Source organism: Mesorhizobium sp. M0074 (assembly GCF_040322975.1).
GTDB lineage: Bacteria > Pseudomonadota > Alphaproteobacteria > Rhizobiales > Rhizobiaceae > Mesorhizobium.
Window position 1 is genome coordinate 1 of sequence record NZ_JAMYUM010000012.1, and the last position, 16,804, is coordinate 16,804.

13 protein-coding genes and 1 tRNA gene are annotated in these 16,804 nt (G+C 61.8%); 1 reads left to right on the forward strand and 13 read right to left on the reverse strand.

Translation table 11 applies throughout. From position 1 onward, the window contains the following. Positions 1-1,275 precede the first annotated feature (1,275 nt). A complete protein-coding gene (locus NKJ73_RS17350; protein ID WP_352458233.1) occupies positions 1,276-2,658 on the reverse strand; it encodes a DUF6538 domain-containing protein in 1,383 nt (460 codons plus the stop codon). Positions 2,659-2,795: 137 nt separating this feature from the next. Continuing rightward, positions 2,796-2,880, reverse strand: a tRNA-Leu gene (locus NKJ73_RS17355). Positions 2,881-3,055: 175 nt separating this feature from the next. Between NKJ73_RS17355 and lipB the strand changes: the two genes are divergently transcribed. Then, positions 3,056-3,799: a lipoyl(octanoyl) transferase LipB gene (lipB, locus tag NKJ73_RS17360; RefSeq protein WP_023676608.1), complete on the forward strand. Its 744-nt coding sequence runs from the start codon at positions 3,056-3,058 to the stop codon at positions 3,797-3,799. 387 nt (positions 3,800-4,186) lie between these two features. Here the strand turns inward: lipB and NKJ73_RS17365 are convergent, their stop codons facing one another. The 11 genes from NKJ73_RS17365 to nuoK form a co-directional block, all read right to left on the reverse strand. Continuing rightward, positions 4,187-4,870, reverse strand: a complete 684-nt coding sequence (locus NKJ73_RS17365) for an ABC transporter ATP-binding protein (RefSeq protein ID WP_023676610.1) — start codon at positions 4,868-4,870, stop codon at positions 4,187-4,189. Continuing rightward, a complete protein-coding gene (locus NKJ73_RS17370) occupies positions 4,867-6,153 on the reverse strand; it encodes a lipoprotein-releasing ABC transporter permease subunit (RefSeq protein ID WP_352458234.1) in 1,287 nt (428 codons plus the stop codon). The genes NKJ73_RS17365 and NKJ73_RS17370 overlap by 4 nt, the downstream gene beginning before the upstream one ends. Beyond that, positions 6,150-7,478, reverse strand: coding sequence for a proline--tRNA ligase (gene proS, locus NKJ73_RS17375; protein WP_352570374.1), 1,329 nt, complete (start codon positions 7,476-7,478; stop codon positions 6,150-6,152). The genes NKJ73_RS17370 and proS overlap by 4 nt, the downstream gene beginning before the upstream one ends. Before the next feature lie 663 nt (positions 7,479-8,141). Further along, entirely contained in the window at positions 8,142-8,426 is a 285-nt protein-coding gene (locus NKJ73_RS17380; protein ID WP_023676613.1) for a DUF1467 family protein, read from the reverse strand. Next, positions 8,423-8,827, reverse strand: coding sequence for a methylmalonyl-CoA epimerase (mce, locus tag NKJ73_RS17385; RefSeq protein ID WP_023676614.1), 405 nt, complete (start codon positions 8,825-8,827; stop codon positions 8,423-8,425). Before mce ends, NKJ73_RS17380 begins: the two co-directional genes overlap by 4 nt. Positions 8,828-8,951: 124 nt before the next feature. Further along, positions 8,952-10,622 (reverse strand): ribonuclease J, encoded by a 1,671-nt coding sequence (locus NKJ73_RS17390; protein ID WP_352450006.1) that lies wholly within the window; start codon positions 10,620-10,622, stop codon positions 8,952-8,954. A gap of 102 nt (positions 10,623-10,724) precedes the next feature. Next, positions 10,725-11,546 (reverse strand): biotin--[acetyl-CoA-carboxylase] ligase, encoded by an 822-nt coding sequence (locus NKJ73_RS17395; protein WP_352570375.1) that lies wholly within the window; start codon positions 11,544-11,546, stop codon positions 10,725-10,727. A gap of 4 nt (positions 11,547-11,550) precedes the next feature. After that, positions 11,551-12,987 (reverse strand): NADH-quinone oxidoreductase subunit NuoN, encoded by a 1,437-nt coding sequence (nuoN, locus tag NKJ73_RS17400; protein WP_352570376.1) that lies wholly within the window; start codon positions 12,985-12,987, stop codon positions 11,551-11,553. A gap of 18 nt (positions 12,988-13,005) precedes the next feature. Then, positions 13,006-14,511, reverse strand: a complete 1,506-nt coding sequence (locus NKJ73_RS17405) for an NADH-quinone oxidoreductase subunit M (protein WP_352570377.1) — start codon at positions 14,509-14,511, stop codon at positions 13,006-13,008. After that, positions 14,511-16,484, reverse strand: coding sequence for an NADH-quinone oxidoreductase subunit L (gene nuoL, locus NKJ73_RS17410; RefSeq protein ID WP_352570378.1), 1,974 nt, complete (start codon positions 16,482-16,484; stop codon positions 14,511-14,513). The genes NKJ73_RS17405 and nuoL overlap by 1 nt, the downstream gene beginning before the upstream one ends. A 10-nt stretch (positions 16,485-16,494) precedes the next feature. Continuing rightward, positions 16,495-16,803, reverse strand: coding sequence for an NADH-quinone oxidoreductase subunit NuoK (gene nuoK / locus NKJ73_RS17415; RefSeq protein WP_023676620.1), 309 nt, complete (start codon positions 16,801-16,803; stop codon positions 16,495-16,497). Position 16,804 lies beyond the last annotated feature (1 nt).

The following is a 16,804-nucleotide window of genomic DNA, read 5'->3' on the forward strand; positions in this document are numbered from 1 at the left end:
GACCGGTGTAGCCTTGCGAACCCTGCCGATATGGCAGGACGCAAGGGGCCGGGGCCGAGGTATTGGCTGGGGTGAGTTGGCAGCCAAGTGCGAGACGCTGCGGACCGGTAACGTTCAGCGGCGGTATCGTTTGTCAGTGACTTTCTCCATCCACTCGACGGCGTCGCCATCAATTGCTTGCGCCGTCCTGCCAGACGGTTCGTTCCTTCTAAAGATGCGGCTGCATTTCAGCGGGCCAAGCAAAATAAGGAATACGTCGAACTGCTCCGGGTGCGGCAGTCATCGACCTCTTCAGCCCCGCCCGAAACGCTGAGCGTTGGAGCCGTTGCGCGTTGCCACAGGCTGATCGGATTGATCCGGCAGTTGGCGATACCTTTCTTGCGGCAACGAAGGACGAAAACGGTGTCTAGGCCATCGGTAATGGTAGCCTGTTCAAAATTTCGCCAATCGTTGGCTGATCGCCCGCACAGTACTGCATTCGGACAGCATGACCCAAGACTTTACATTAAGTATTCGAATTTGTTCGCTTTCGGCGCAGTTGGTCCCGCCCATCATTGAACCGACACGAATCTCATAACCGATTTCCTGCCAAGCGATCGCCGTGTGAAGCTTGTCAAACTCACCCCAAAGGTGCCGCAATATCGAGGAATGCTAATGATAAGGTAATCATAAGCGACCTCCCGAGATACTCGCGCTCCCACGCACTGATCCGGATCAGCTGATTGCCTCTCCTCAGGTAATTATAGCCCACCAAATCCGGCATTGCCTGCGTCCTCCGATCGGTTTGGTCGGATCGGATGAGGCATTCCGGCCCGCCGACAGCCTGTGGATCGATTCGGTCTCGTGTCCGGTTCAAGGGCATCGACCCGTCTGAGTCCGCTCAGCAATTCATGTGGCCGGATGTGGCTAGCTGCATCTGACAGTGCAGAGTTGCCGCAAGCGTGTTTTCCGATTTCTACGTCGAAGTATCGCCGCTGCACGATGCGAGAGGCAAACCGCTTTTCTCACCTGCGCCTGCTGCCATTATCTCGTCTGTGTCATCGCCGAACAGGAAACAGACGGGACAGACAATGACCTGTGTTCTGCCACAGGTAAGCACTGTTCCTGAGCCCGTGACCTTAGACAGAATTGACCGCGCTCTGGATACGCTCGCCCTAGCTATCCACAAGGCTGGCAACAAAGGACGAGCGTATCTCCCGATTTACGAGCGTCTTGAACGGGAGAAGAAGAAATTGATTGCAGAGATGGGCGCAATGCTGCGCGTCCAGGAACGGCTCAAACGATCTCGGGATCGAAAGGCAAAGCAATTTTTTTGAGTTCGTCTCGTCGCCATTGCAACGATCCGCCCGTACCATACTCTACACGCTCTATCGTATGGCCCATCAAGATTTTGCGAAGCTCGCTGTCGATACCTGCCTCCTTCATACGATCCTCGAAACTGTGCCGGAGGGAATAAATCTTGTGCTTCGGTGTCGGGAAAAGTTTGTGTGTTTTAAAGAATTTATTGAGGTTTGCAGAAAGCGCCTCTTCACGATTGCGGTAGCGCGGAAAGCCCTGCGGATTTTTCTTAAAAACTTCCAGCGCGACGCCTACCAGCGGTACATCTCGCACTGACCATTCGGTCTTGATCTCGCGCGGATCATCGGCGTCCTCTCGTGGGGTAATGCGAACATACGGAACCGGCGTGTCAAGGAAGATCACGGTCTCATCAAGATTGCATATCTCGCTTGGGCGTGTGCCTGTCTCGATCAGCGCCAGAACGCAGCGACGCGCTTGAGCATCCAGGGATGCTAAAGCGCCCGGCCTCATGATCTGATCGGTTATCCATTTGGGTTCGAATGACGGCCGTTTACGACGGCGCTTGCCACGCTCCGAAAAGCGGAGGTCATCGAATGGGGTGCCTTTTTGTTCCTCGCCCAAATGAGCGAAATAACGCCTGTAGAGATCCCGCATGTTGCCGAGGTCTCGATTGCCGGCAGACGCCGAATGTGTCGCGGCTCCGATGTCTGGCGGCGGCGCGATGCGCTTGAGCCAGAACCGGTAGAAGGTCAGTCCGTCTTCACGCGTGACGTCGCCGATCGGCTTGTCACCAACCAGGGCAACGAAATTGTTTACGGCTCTCTGCTTTACCTTCTTCCACATTCGGCGCTGCGACTGGCTCTTACCCGCGACTTCATGGGCCATGATCTCATCGGCGTAGAGATCAAAAGCTTTGGAGACTTTGACCGGCGGCACCTGCACCCCGCCGAGGAGAGCGTCGGCGACCGCGGGGGCCGCTTGAACGCGCTCCAGCGCCTCGACACGCTTTAAAATTGAATCGACATTCTGAAAGCCTGCCACCTGTCCATTTGAAAGGTAGGAAACGCCCATGGCTTCAGCCCGGCGAACGGCGTCGCGATACTGATCGAGTGCTGACCTTGTCTCGCCGCCGCAAAGAAGCACCGCCCACAGGGTCTTGTCCGCGTCTTCGAGCTTGTCGCGCATGGCACGTGCGAGGCGGCGTTCGTCCGTTCCCAGGGACTTGCGAATGAACCTGCCGCGATCGTCGATGCCGACCATCTTGGCGGGCATTCGCCGATGATAATAGAAAATTCCGTCGCGCTGGACGAGGTAGCGATCCGGGTCTCTGGCGGGCTCTGCGACGGCCTCTTTTCGCATGGGCCAAACTCGCGATGTATCTCAGTTTGTATCCCAAATTGTATCGCATTTCGGCAAGAACGCCAAGCGCCCTCATCAACGGGTGCTCTGCCGGACTGGAGTTTCAATGGCTTAGAGGGCCAAGTTCACGAATTTGATGGTGCGGTCGAGAAGACTCGAACTTCCACGGGTTGCCCCACAGCGACCTCAACGCTGCGCGTCTACCAATTCCGCCACGACCGCACGTGGTAGGAGCCGGAACCAACCGGCCCGCGGCGTGTAGCAAATCGTTTCCGGTGAAACAAGTGCGCGGCCAGCAATAATCGGCCGGACATCGGCATAACTCTTCAAGGGCCGAACGTGCCGGAACTGGACGTTTGTACCGATTGCCGCCATATGAGTGGCGAGACGAGATATCATGACAGAACGCAGCCAGATCGCCACGTCGTTCCTGCCCTTGCCCGGCTCGGCGCCGGTCGAATGGCGCATCGAGCCCGGGCTCACCGCCTATCCCGATGCGCTCGCCGTGATGGAGGCGCGCGCCGAGGCAATCCGCAGCGGCGCCGCCGGCGAGATGGTCTGGCTGGTCGAGCACCCGCCGCTCTACACCGCCGGCACCAGCGCCCGCATCGAGGACCTGATCGAGCCGGACCGTTTCCCGGTCTTTGCCGCCGGGCGTGGCGGCGAATACACCTATCATGGGCCGGGCCAGCGAGTCGCCTACGTCATGCTCGACCTGAAGCGGCGGCGCGAGGATGTCCGCGCCTTCGTCGCCGCACTCGAACAATGGATCATCGGCTCGCTGGCCGCCTTCAACGTACGCGGCGAACGCCGCGAGGACCGCGTCGGCGTCTGGGTGGTTCGGCCGGACCGCCCCGCTTTGCCCGACGGCTCGGCGGCCGAGGACAAGATCGCCGCCATCGGCATCAGGCTGAGGCGCTGGGTGAGCTTTCACGGCATCGCCATCAATGTCGAGCCGGACCTTAGCCATTTCAGCGGCATCGTGCCGTGCGGCGTCCAGCATCACGGCGTCACCAGCCTTGTCGACCTCGGCCTTCCCGTGACCATGGCCGACCTCGACCTGGCGCTGAAATCCGCTTTCGAGGACGTGTTCGGGCCCGCCGCGGTGTCGCCTGTCGAAGTGTCCCGCAAGGCCGGCTGAAACACTCGCCCAATGCCTGCGCCAATATGCGAAGGCGGCCCTCGCTCATCAGCATCGAGCCCGCCCTTGAGCTCAATCCTCACATCGCGCCGATCCAGATTGCCATGGAAATGAGGAACGTGCTCATGCACACCAGCGAGACGACATCCTGAACAAGATCGGTCATAACTCTCTCCTGTTGTTAGTATGTTCGTATTTTGTTCTAATTTTGTTCGAATGTCAACGATCGCAGTCCGGGCGTCACCCGAATTGCGCTCGGTCATTTCGACAGGGTTAAGAAAGGGTTGAGAAGGAGATGCCGAGCGTTTCGGGGCCGACAGGCGCGCGAAAGCGGCGGGACGGCGCACGGCAGCTCGCGGGCCGTCATCGCCTCAATTGCAGCGCACCCTAAAGCGGCACAACCTTGCCGTCGGACAGCGTCACGCGGCGGTCCATGCGCGAGGCGAGCTCGTGATTGTGGGTGGCGATGAGCGCCGCCAGGCCCGATTGCCGGACCAGTGCTGCCAGCGCCTCGAACACATAGGAAGCGGTCACCGGGTCGAGATTGCCGGTCGGCTCGTCGGCCAAAAGCACCAGCGGCGCATTGGCGACGGCACGCGCAATGGCGACCCGCTGCTGCTCGCCGCCGGAGAGCTCGGAGGGGCGATGCTGTGCCCGCTTGCCGATCTGCATATAGTCGAGCAATTGCGCCGCCCGCTCGGCCGCCTCCTTGCGCGGCAGCCCTTTTATCAGCTGCGGCATCATGATGTTTTCCAGCGCAGAAAACTCAGGCAACAAATGATGGAACTGGTAGACGAAGCCGACATCGTTGCGGCGGATCGCCGTGCGCTCGTCGTCGGAAAGCCGGCCGCAGGCGCGCCCCGCCAGGATCACGTCGCCGGCGTCCGGTCGCTCCAGCAGCCCGGCCGTGTGGAGCAGCGTCGACTTGCCGGTGCCCGACGGCGCCACAAGCGCCACCATCTCGCCACGCTTCAGCGAAAAATCGGCGCCGTTCAGGATGGTCAGCTTGCGCGGCCCCTGTACATAATGGCGTTCGACGCTCTTCAGCTCGATAATGGCCTCGGCCATCATTCGTACCTCAGCGCTTCGACCGGATCGAGCCTGGCAGCGCGCCACGCCGGAAACAGTGTCGCCAGGAACGACAGCGCCAAAGCCATGAGAACGACCGAGATCGTCTCGCTGGCATCCATGCGCGCCGGCAGCTGGCTCAGGAAATAAAGCTCGGGATTGAACAGCCGCTCGTTGGCCAGCCAGGAGAAGAACTGGCGGATGCGCTCGACGTTGAGGCAGATCACGATGCCGAGCAGCACGCCGGCGATGGTGCCGACAACGCCGATCGCAGCCCCGGTCATCAGGAAGATGCGCAGGATCGCGCCGCGCGTGGCGCCCATGGTGCGCAGGATGGCGATGTCGTGGCCCTTGTCCTTCACCAGCATGATCAGGCCCGAAATGATGTTGAGCGCCGCCACCAGCACGATCAGCGTCAGGATCATGAACATGACGTTGCGCTCGACCTGCAGCGCGTCGAAAAACGTCTTGTTACGCTCCCGCCAATCGACGAGGGTGATCGGCCGTTGCGCCGCCTCTTCGACCTTCGGCTTCAGCGCGTCGATATTGTCGGGATTGTCGGCGTAGATCTCGATCGTCTGCGCCCTGCCGTCCATGTTGAAATAAAGCTGCGCTTCCGAAAACGGCATGTAGACGATGGAGCTGTCATATTCCGACATGCCGACCTCGAAGATCGCGGTTATCGGATAGCCTTTCATGCGCGGCGTCGTGCCGAGCGGCGTGACGTCGCCCTCGGGCGAGATCAGCGTGATGGTATCGCCGAGCACAAGGCCGAGATTCTCGGCCATGCGGCTGCCGATGGCGACTCCCTCGCCGGTGTCGAAGCCGACGATCGAGCCCGCCTTGATGTTGTTGGCGACGATCGTGATCTTGCCGAGATCCTCGCCGCGTATACCGCGCACCAGCGCGCCGGTGCCGCCGCCGACATTGCCTTGCGCCAGCACCTGCCCGTCGATCAGCGGAATGGCATATTTGACGCCGGGCACGCCGTTGATGCGGCCGGCGACCTGGTCATAGTCCTCCAGCGGCATGTCGAGCGGCTGCACGATCAGGTGCCCGTTGACGCCAAGGATGCGCGTCAGCAGTTCGGCGCGAAAGCCGTTCATGACCGCCATGACGACGATCAGCGTGGCAACGCCCAGCATGATGCCGAGGAAGGAGATCGAGGCGATCACCGAGATCACCGTCTCCTTGCGGCGCGAGCGCAGATAGCGCCACGCCACCATGCGCTCGAAGCCGGAAAAGGGTCCTGCCGCCGAAGGTTTGGCTGCTGCCGCTTCACTCATACGGCGGCACCGAAACGCTTTTTCACGTCGCCGATCGGCAGCGTCTCGCGCTCGCCGGTCCTGCGGTTCTTGATTTCGACCTCGCCGGCGGCGACACCACGCGGCCCGACGATCACCTGCCACGGGAGCCCGATCAGGTCGGCGGTGGCGAACTTGCCGCCCGGCCGCTGGTCGGTGTCGTCGTAGAGCACCTCCTTGCCGGCGGCGGCAAAGGCGGCATTCAGCTCGCGGCAGACGCGGTCGCATTCGGCATCGCCAGCCTTCATGTTGATCAGGCCGACATCGAACGGTGCCACCGCCTCCGGCCAGATGATGCCGTTATCGTCATGGCTGGCCTCGATGATCGCCGCGACCAGCCTGGACGGGCCGATGCCGTAGGAACCGCCAGAAACGAAATGATCCTTGCCGTCCGGCCCGGTCACCTTGGCGCCCATCGGCTTGGAATATTTGTCGCCGAAATGGAAGATATGCCCAACCTCGATGCCGCGCGCCGAGACCCTGTCGCCTTCGGAGAGCTTTTCCCATGCCGCCTCGTCATGCATTTCGTCGGTGGCGGCATAGGGCGTCGTCCACGTCTTGACGATGCCGCCGATCTCGGCGTCGTTCGAAAAATCGGTATCCGCCCCCGGCACCTCAAGCGAGAGATAGTCGCGATGGCAAAACACCTGGCTCTCGCCGGTGTCGGCCAGGATGATGAACTCATGGCTGAGGTCGCCGCCGATCGGCCCGGTGTCGGCGCGCATCGGAATGGCCTGCAGCCCCAGGCGCGTAAACGTCCTGAGATAGGACACGAACATGCGGTTATAAGCGGCCTTGGCGCCTTCATAATCGAGGTCGAAGGAATAGGCGTCCTTCATCAGGAACTCGCGCGAACGCATGACGCCGAAGCGCGGGCGCACCTCGTCGCGAAACTTCCACTGGATATGATAGAGGTTGAGCGGCAGGTCCTTGTAGGACTTGACATAGGAGCGGAATATCTCGGTGACCATCTCCTCGTTGGTCGGCCCGTAGAGCATATCGCGGTCTTGCCGGTCCTTGATGCGCAGCATCTCCTTGCCGTAGTCTTCATAGCGGCCGCTTTCGCGCCACAGCTCGGCCGATTGGATGGTCGGCATCAGGATTTCGAGTGCGCCGGCGCGATTCTGCTCCTCGCGAATGATCCGGCAGACCTTGTCCAGCACCCGCTTGCCGAGCGGCAGCCAGGAAAAGCTGCCCTGCCCCTGCTGGCGGATCATGCCGGCGCGCAGCATCAGCCGATGCGAGACGATCTCGGCCTCGCGCGGATTTTCTTTGAGAATGGGCAGGAAATAGCGCGACAAACGCATGGACTGGTCCGTGAGAGAGGATGGCGGCGCCGGAATCGGCGCAGCGCAGGCTTGCTTGCCCCGGCTTCATAGCCATTTCATGGCGGAATGGAAACCCGGCCCAAGCGCTGCACAGGCGCCGCAATTGCCGCACGCGGCTTGCTGGGCGTTTCGCAAGCAACGCCTGCCGTACTATTGTGCACTGCAGCACGAGATTGCCTGTTTCCGGGCAAAATTCTTCGTGACATTTTCACCCGCCTTAGGCTAGTGTGCCCCCATAACCGAGAGGGTAGAGAAAAATCTGCCCTCCTACGCGGTCAAAGTCTTGGGAGGATGCGATCTAGGCGCGGTAACTCGCTGCCGCCGGACACCGGAAACAGATCGGACGCGTTTAAATTGCAAGGCCTCGCGCCTTGCATTTTTTTTGTGCAATCATCTGGTTAGCACGACAGATTACCAAACTACATGACGTTGCGTCAGCCCAAACCCGCCCCGGCCTTTACTTTGGATTGACCTTGCTGGCTCAGCTTGATTTCAGAGCGTCGGCTAATGCATGTCGCGCAAAAGCGTGCAGCGGTTTTGCGATAACGACATGCATCAAACAAGAACTTAAAGCGCGTCCGATGAGGCCGGTCGAACGCGACGCGCTTTAGGCTGGGATAGTCGGACACGGTAGGTAGCCGGCTAATGCGCTGGGCTCTGGTTGAAATCCGGCACGATGTGCGGGATGTCGTCGATACCGAGGCCAAGCCCTCTCGTGATGCCGTAGAAGATACCCATGAGGACCAGCGTGACGATCGTCGTGCGCAGCGCCGCGCGCAGCATGTGCGGTCCGCGCGGTGCGCTCGGAACCGTGCCAAGCGTCACGTCCCGATCCTCGTCCTGCGTCCGCATGCTGAACGGCAGGACGGCGAACAACACCACCCACCATGTGGCGAAGAACAGGGCGACAAACGAAACCCAACTCATGCTTGCTCCAGTTCGACCAGCGTGCCGAAGAAATCCTTGGGGTGCAGAAACAATACCGGCTTGCCATGTGCGCCGATCTTCGGATTGCCGTCGCCCAGCACGCGCGCGCCGCTGGCCTTGAGACGGTCGTGCGCCGCAACAATGTCGTCCACCTCATAGCAGACATGGTGCATGCCGCCGGACGGATTCTTCGCGAGGAATGCGGCGATCGGCGAGGCTTCGCCGAGAGGCTCGAGCAACTCGATCCTGGTGTTGCCGACGTCGACGAACACCACCGTAACGCCATGCTCCGGCAGCGCCTGCGGCGCGGTCACGCGAGCGCCAAGCGTATCGCGATAGACCGCCGCAGCCGCGGCCAGATCCGGCACCGCAAGCGCGACATGGTTGAGGCGTCCGAGCATAGGGTGCTCCAGGTCTGGGGTAGTGAGTAGTGAGTAGTGAGTAGTGAGTAGTGAATGGTGAATGGAATATTGCGCATTGCAAAACCGCTAACCCACAACATCCTATTCACTATTCACTATTCACTTACCTTGTGACGAACACCGTCACCAGCGGCTTCTTGCCCCAGGCTTCGTTGGCCGCGCCGCGCACCGCGCGCCGCACTGCCTCCTGGACCAGGTCGAGGTCTTTTCGGCGCTGGCGGGGGATGGAGTCCACGGCGCCGATTGCCGCATCGATCATCAGGTCTTCCAGGCTCTCGCCGCTGCCGTCGGCCTCGGCGACGCCGATGGCGACGAGATCGGGATCGCCGGCAAGCTCGTATTTGTCGTCGAGCACGACATTGACGGCGACATGGCCGGCAAAGGACAGCTTGCGGCGGTCGCGAATGCCCATCGCCTGGTCGGTGCCGATCAGCCTTCCGTCCTTGTAGATGCGGCCGAACGGCACCTGGTCGATGATGGCGGCGGCACCCGGATACAGCCTGAGCATGTCGCCGTCGCGCACCTGCGCGACCTGGCCGATGCCGGACGTCGACATCAGCGAGCCCTGCGCCACCAGATGCGCCGCTTCGCCATGCACGGGAACGCCGATCTGCGGCCGCACCCATTCATACATCTTGCGCAATTCGCTGCGGCGTGGATGGCCGGAGACATGCACCAGCGCATCGCCGTCCTCGATGATCTTGATGCCGAGATCGATCAGGCGGTTCTTGATTTCGAGGATCGCCTTCTCGTTGCCGGGAATGGTGCGCGAGGAAAACACCACCGTGTCGCCGGCCGTCAGCGCCACCGACTTCATCTCGTCGCGCGACAGCTTGGCAAGTGCGGCAAGCGGCTCGCCCTGGCTGCCGGTGCAGATGATGACGAGGTTTTCGCGCGGGATGAAGCCGTAATCCTCCTCGGCGATGAATTCCGGCAACCCGTCCATATAGCCGAGTTCATCAGCCACATCGATGACGCGCTTCATCGAGCGGCCAATCACCAGGCACTGGCGGCCGGCATCCCGCGCCGCCTTGGCGATGGAGACGATACGCCCGACATTGGAGGAGAAGCTGGTGACGGCGACCCGGCCCTTGGCGTTCTGGATGACGCTCTTGAGGCCCTCGCCCACCGCCACTTCGGACGGCGATTCCCCTTCCCGCATCGCATTGGTGGAATCGCAGACCAGCGCCAGCACACCCTTGTCGCCATAGGCTCGGAAGCGCGCCTCGTCGGTCATCGGCCCGACCGTCGGCGCCGGATCGATCTTCCAGTCGCCGGTATGGATGACGACGCCGGCCGGCGTCGTGATCGCCAGCGACATCGGTTCGGGAATGGAGTGCGCAACAGGGATGGCCTCGATCTCGAACGGGCCGACGGTGAATTTCTCGCCGGCCCGGTAGATCGTCACCGGGATCTTCGGCGCCCCTTGCTCGCCCTGCCGCTTGGCTTCCAGCAGGCCGGCGCTGAACGGCGTCATCCACACCGGCGCCTTGAGCTTCGGCCAGATGTCGTGGAGCGCGCCGTAATGGTCCTCATGCGCATGGGTGATGACGATGCCGCGCAGATTGGCGACATTCTCCTCGATGAAACGCGTGTCGGGCAGAACCAGGTCGACGCCGGGCAGGGTTGCATCGGGAAAAGTGACGCCGACGTCGACCACGATCCATTCGCGCGCATTGGCCGGCCCATAGCCGTAGAGGGCGAAGTTCATGCCGATCTCGCCGACACCGCCGAGCGGCACGAAGACAAGTTCGGCGTTTTCCGCTGTCGCCATGGTCTTTCCTTCCTTGCCGGTCAAAATTGTGGGCCGGTCAAAATTGTCGGCCGGTCAAATTCAAGCTGGTCAAATACCTGGCCAGTCAAACGTATTGGCCGGTCAAACGCCGGCCGAGGCAACCGCGCCGAAATGCACGTCGCCGGCAGCGATCGTCAGAACCGAACCTTCATCGTCGCGGATCACGAAACGGCAGTCCTCGTCAATGGTCTCGAAGGTGCCGCGCACCACATTACCGTCAATTCTGACAGCAACCTGCCCGCCAAGCCCCGCCGCACGCGCCAGCCAGCGCCGCCTGACGGCGGCAAGCCCACGCCCTTCGTTCCACAGCCGCGCATTCTCGCTCCAGGCATCCGACAGCGCCAGAAACAGCGTCTCGGCATCGCAAGCAGACCCCAGCGCGCTGAGCGACGTCGCTGGATAAGGCAAATCCTTGGGATAAGCCACCACGTTGACGCCGATACCGACAGCCACCGCGGAACGGCCACCATCCAGCATCGCCGATTCCAGCAGGATGCCGGCGAGCTTGGCGCCCGAGGCAAGCACATCGTTCGGCCATTTCAGTTCGAAACGGTTCTTGCCTTGGCTGGCCCCATCGAGGCCGATCGCGATCCTGCCCTTCGGCACGACGGCGTCGAGCGCGTCGGCCAGCGCCAGTCCGGCAACGAAGCCGAGCGTCGCGGCAAGCCGAAGCTCGGTGTTGGTGATCACCAGCAGCGTCGCCGCCAGATTGCCTTCGGGCGTCGCCCAGGCGCGGCCACGGCGGCCACGCCCAGCTTCCTGCTTTTTGGAGACGACCCAGAGTTTGCCCGGATCGCCGGCCCGTGCGTGCTCCAGCGCCAGCGCATTGGTGGAGCCGACCGTGTCGTGCGCCTCGAGCCGGAACCCGTCCGAAGCCGCGGTTGGAGCCAGCCTGAACGTCATTCCGTCAGAAGAAGGTCTTGGCTGCGGCAGCGGCGTAGGTTCCGATCGGGCCGCCGATCAGCACGTAGAACAGCACGAAGGCGCCACAGACACCGAGCACGACGCGCAGTTCGGACGCCATCGGCACGAAGCCGCCGACCGGTTCGTCGAACCACATGATCTTGATGATACGCAGATAATAGTAGGCGCCCACCACAGAGGCGAGCACGCCGATGATCGCCAGCGCGTAGAGGTTGGCATTGATGGCGGCGAGGAACACGTACCATTTCCCCCAGAAGCCGGCGAGCGGCGGGATGCCGGCCAGCGAGAACATCAGGATGGTGAGGATCGTCGCCATGATCGGATTGGTCGCCGACAGGCCGGCGAGATCGCTGATCTGCTCGACATTGCCCTCCTTGCGCCGCATGGCGAGGATGAAGGCGAAGGTGCCGAGCGTCATCACCAGATAGATCAGCATGTAGATGGCGACGCCGCGCACGCCGTCCTGGCTGTTCGCGGCAAGGCCGACCAGCGCATAACCCATATGACCGATGGAGGAATAGGCCATCAGCCGTTTGATGTTGGTCTGGCCGATGGCCGCAAAGGCACCAAGCGCCATCGAGGCGATCGAGATGAAGACGATGATCTGCTGCCAGTCGGCGGCGATCGGCTTGAAGGCGCCCATGGTGACGCGCACCATCAGCGCCATCGCCGCCATCTTCGGTGCCGCCGCCAGAAAAGCCGTCACCGGCGTCGGCGCGCCTTCATAGACGTCGGGCGTCCACATATGGAACGGCACCGCCGAGATCTTGAAGGCAAGGCCGGCCAGCACGAAAACCAGGCCGAAGACGAGCCCAAGCTGGCGCTCACCGCCGCTCAGCGCCGCGGCGATCTCCTGGAAGCCGGTGTTGCCGGTGTAGCCGTAGACCAGCGAGATACCGTAAAGCAGCATGCCCGACGACAGCGCGCCAAGGACGAAATACTTCAGCCCGGCCTCGGTCGAGCGCAGATTGTCCCGGTTGATCGCCGCCAGCACGTAGATCGCCAGCGATTGCAGCTCGAGGCCGAGATAGAGCCCGATCATGCCGTTGGCCGAGATCATCAGCATCATGCCGAGCGTGCAGAGCAGGATCAGCACCGGATATTCGAACTTGTCGAAACGCTCCGCCTGGGCAAAGCGGACCGACATGACCAGCGTCACCGCCGAGCCGACCAGCGCCAGCACCTTCATGAAGCGGGCGAACGGATCCTGGATGAAGGCTTCGCCATAGGCGTTGCCCTGTCCCGGCGAAAAGACCAGCCAGGCGCCGGCGATCACCAGCACGGCGACGGCAAGGCCGCTCACCGTGACAGTGGTGTTGGCGCGCGAATAGGCGCCGAGCATCAACAGCGCCAAGGCGCCGATGGCGAGGATCAGCTCTGGCGTCGAGAGCGACAGGCTTGAGAGAAGGTCCGGCGTCATGGTTCGCAAAACCCCCAGTCAGTTCGCCGCCGCGGTCTGCGCGGCGCCGATGGATGCGGTGACATTGGTAACGAGCGCCTTGACCGATTCGGCGGTCGCGTCGAAGATCGGCGCCGGATAGACGCCGAAGAAGATGACCAGCGCGACCAGCGGATAGATGATCACCTTCTCGCGCGTCGACAGGTCGAGCAGGCCTTTCAGGCTTTCCTTGGTCAGCGCGCCGAAGATCACCTTGCGGTAGAGCCAGAGCGCATAGGCCGCCGAAAGGACGACGCCGGTGGCGGCGAAGAACGCCACCCAGGTGTTGACCCGGAACACGCCGAGCATGGTCAGGAACTCGCCGACGAAGCCGCTGGTGCCGGGCAGGCCGACATTGGCCATGGTGAAGATCATGAACACGGTTGCATATTTCGGCATGTTGTTGACCAACCCGCCATAGGCGTCGATGTCACGCGTGTGCATGCGGTCGTAGACGACGCCGACGCAGAGGAACAGCGCGCCGGAGACCAGGCCGTGCGACAGCATCTGGAAGATCGAACCCTGGACGCCTTCCTGGTTCATCGCGAAGATTCCCATGGTGACGAAGCCCATGTGAGCGACCGACGAATAGGCGATCAGCTTCTTCATGTCCTCCTGCATCAGCGCCACCAGCGAGGTGTAGATGATGGCGACGACGGAGATCGTGAAGATCAGCGGCGCGAACATTTCGGATGCGATCGGAAACATCGGCAGCGAAAAGCGCAGGAAGCCGTACCCACCCATCTTGAGCAGGATGGCGGCCAGGATTACCGAGCCGGCCGTCGGTGCTTCGACATGCGCGTCCGGCAGCCAGGTGTGCACCGGCCACATCGGCATCTTCACCGCGAAGGACGCGAAGAAGGCAAGCCATAGCCAAGTCTGCATATTGGCCGGGAAGTTGTGGGTCAGAAGCGTCGGGATGTCGGTGGTGCCGGACTGGAAGAACATCGCCATGATGGCGAGCAGCATCAGCACCGAGCCGGCCAGCGTGTAGAGGAAGAACTTGAACGAGGCATAGACGCGCCGCTTGCCGCCCCACACACCGATGATGATGAACATCGGGATCAGGCCGGCTTCGAAGAAGACATAGAACAAGACGATGTCGAGCGCGCAGAACACGCCGATCATCAGCGTCTCGAGCAGCAGGAAGGCAATCATATAGGCCTTGACGCGCTTCTCGATCGATTCCCACGAGGCGAGGATGCAGAGCGGCATCAGGAAGGTGGTCAGGATGACGAACAGCATGGAGATGCCGTCTACGCCCATATGATAGGAGATGCCGGAATCCAGCCAGGCAAACTTCTCGACGAACTGGAAGCCGGGCTGCGAATTGTCGAAGCCGGTCCAGATGAACAGCGAAATCACAAACGTGAACGCGGTCGTGAACAGTGCTATGGCGCGGATGTTGCGGCGCGCGTTCTCGCTGTCGTCACGCACGAAAAGGATGAGCAGCACACCAACCAGCGGCAGGAAGGTGACCAGCGATAGGATCGGCCAGGCGGTCATCAGAGCATCATCCAGGTGACGAGTGCGGCAACGCCGATCAGCATGGCGAAGGCATAGTGGTAAAGATAGCCGGTCTGCAGCTTGACGACCCGGTTGGTGACGTCGACGACGCGCGCCGAAATGCCGTCCGGCCCGAGCCCGTCGATGACGGTGCCGTCGCCGGTCTTCCACAGGAAGCTGCCGAGGCGCTTTGCCGGCCGCACGAACATGAAGTCGTAGAGCTCGTCGAAATACCATTTGTTGAGCAGGAAGGCGTAGAGCAGGCGATGGTTGGCGGCGACGCTCCGAGGCATTTCCGGCGCGCGAATATAGAACTGCCAGGCAATCGCAAAGCCGATCAGCATGGCGATGAACGGTGACAGCTCGACCCACAACGGCACTTCGTGGATTTCGTGCAGGATGTGGTTGTCCGGCAGCGTGAACAGCGACGCTTTCCAGAATTCGGCATAGCCCTCGCCGATGAAGGCGCCGTAGAAGATCACGCCGGCAAACAGCGCGCCCGCCGCCAGGATGAACAGCGGCACCAGCATGACCGGCGGCGATTCGTGGACATGGTGCATGACCTCGTGGCTGGCCCGCGGCTCGCCATGGAAGGTCATGAAGATCAGCCGCCAGGAATAGAAGGAGGTGAAGCACGCGGCAATGACCAGCAATATGAAGGCAAACGCGGCGACCGCATTGTGGCCGGCAAACGCAGCTTCGATAATGGCGTCCTTGGAGAAGAAGCCGGCGGTGCCGATGATCGTCACCGGGATGCCGACACCGGTCAGCGCCAGCGTGCCGATCACCATCATCCAGTAGGTCTTCGGGATGAGCGTCCTTAGGCCGCCCATCTTGCGCATGTCCTGCTCGTCGGAGACGGCGTGGATGACCGAGCCCGAGCCGAGGAACAGCAGCGCCTTGAAGAAGGCGTGGGTGAACAGATGGAAAATCGCTGCGCCATAGGCGCCGACGCCGAGCGCCACGAACATGTAGCCGAGCTGCGAACAGGTCGAATAGGCGATGACGCGCTTGATGTCGTTCTGGACGAGACCGACTGTCGCCGCGAAGAAGGCGGTGAAGGCGCCGATGAAAGTGACCACGGTCAATGCCGAATGCGACAGCTCGAACAGCGGCGACAACCGCGCCAGCATGAACACGCCTGCCGTCACCATGGTCGCGGCATGGATCAGTGCCGAGACCGGCGTCGGGCCCTCCATGGCATCCGGCAGCCAGGTGTGAAGCGGCACCTGCGCCGACTTGCCCATGGCGCCCATGAACAGGAGCAGGCAGACGACCGTCATCGCAGCCTGTTTGTCGAGTGCATAGCCGAGGAAGGTCAGCACGGCCGCACCTTGCGGCGCGCCTTCCGCCGGAATGAACGTCGCCGCATTGGCGAAGATGGTGCCGAGATTGACCGAGCCGAACAGCACGAACACGCCGAATATGCCGAGCGCAAAGCCGAAATCGCCGACGCGGTTGACGACGAAGGCCTTGATCGCAGCCGCATTGGCCGACGGCTTCTTGTACCAGAAGCCGATCAGCAGATAGGAGGCAAGGCCGACGCCTTCCCAGCCGAAGAACATCTGCACGAGGTTGTCGGCCGTCACCAGCATCAGCATGGCGAAGGTAAACAGCGACAGATAGGCGAAGAAGCGCGGCCGGTCCGGATCGTGATGCATGTAGCCGATCGAGTAGATATGGACCAGCGACGACACCGTGTTGACAACTACCAGCATCACCACCGTCAGCGTGTCGATCCTGAGCGCCCAGGACGCCTCCAGCCCGCCCGACTGGATCCAGCGCATCACCGGCACGGTGAACACCTCTCCGCCGCCGAAGCCAACCGAGAAGAAGGCGACCCACGACAGCACGGCCGCGATCACCAGGAAGCCCGAGGTGATGTATTCGGAAGCCTTGGCCCCGAGCGAGGTGCCGAACAGGCCGACGCTCAGAAAGCCGAGCAGCGGAAGGAAGACGATGGCCTGATACATGGTGGTTCCGTCAACCCTTCATCATGTTCACGTCTTCGACCGCGATCGAGCCGCGGTTGCGGAAGAAGACGACGAGAATGGCAAGGCCGATCGCCGCTTCGGCCGCCGCGACCGTCAGCACGAACAGTGCGAACACCTGGCCGACCAAATCGCCGAGCGCCGCCGAAAAGGCGACGAAATTGATGTTGACCGCAAGCAGGATCAGCTCGATCGACATCAGGATGACGATGACGTTCCTGCGGTTCAGGAAGATGCCGAACACGCCGAGCGTGAACAGGATCGCCGATACGGTCAGGTAGTGCGCGATGCCGACGACCATC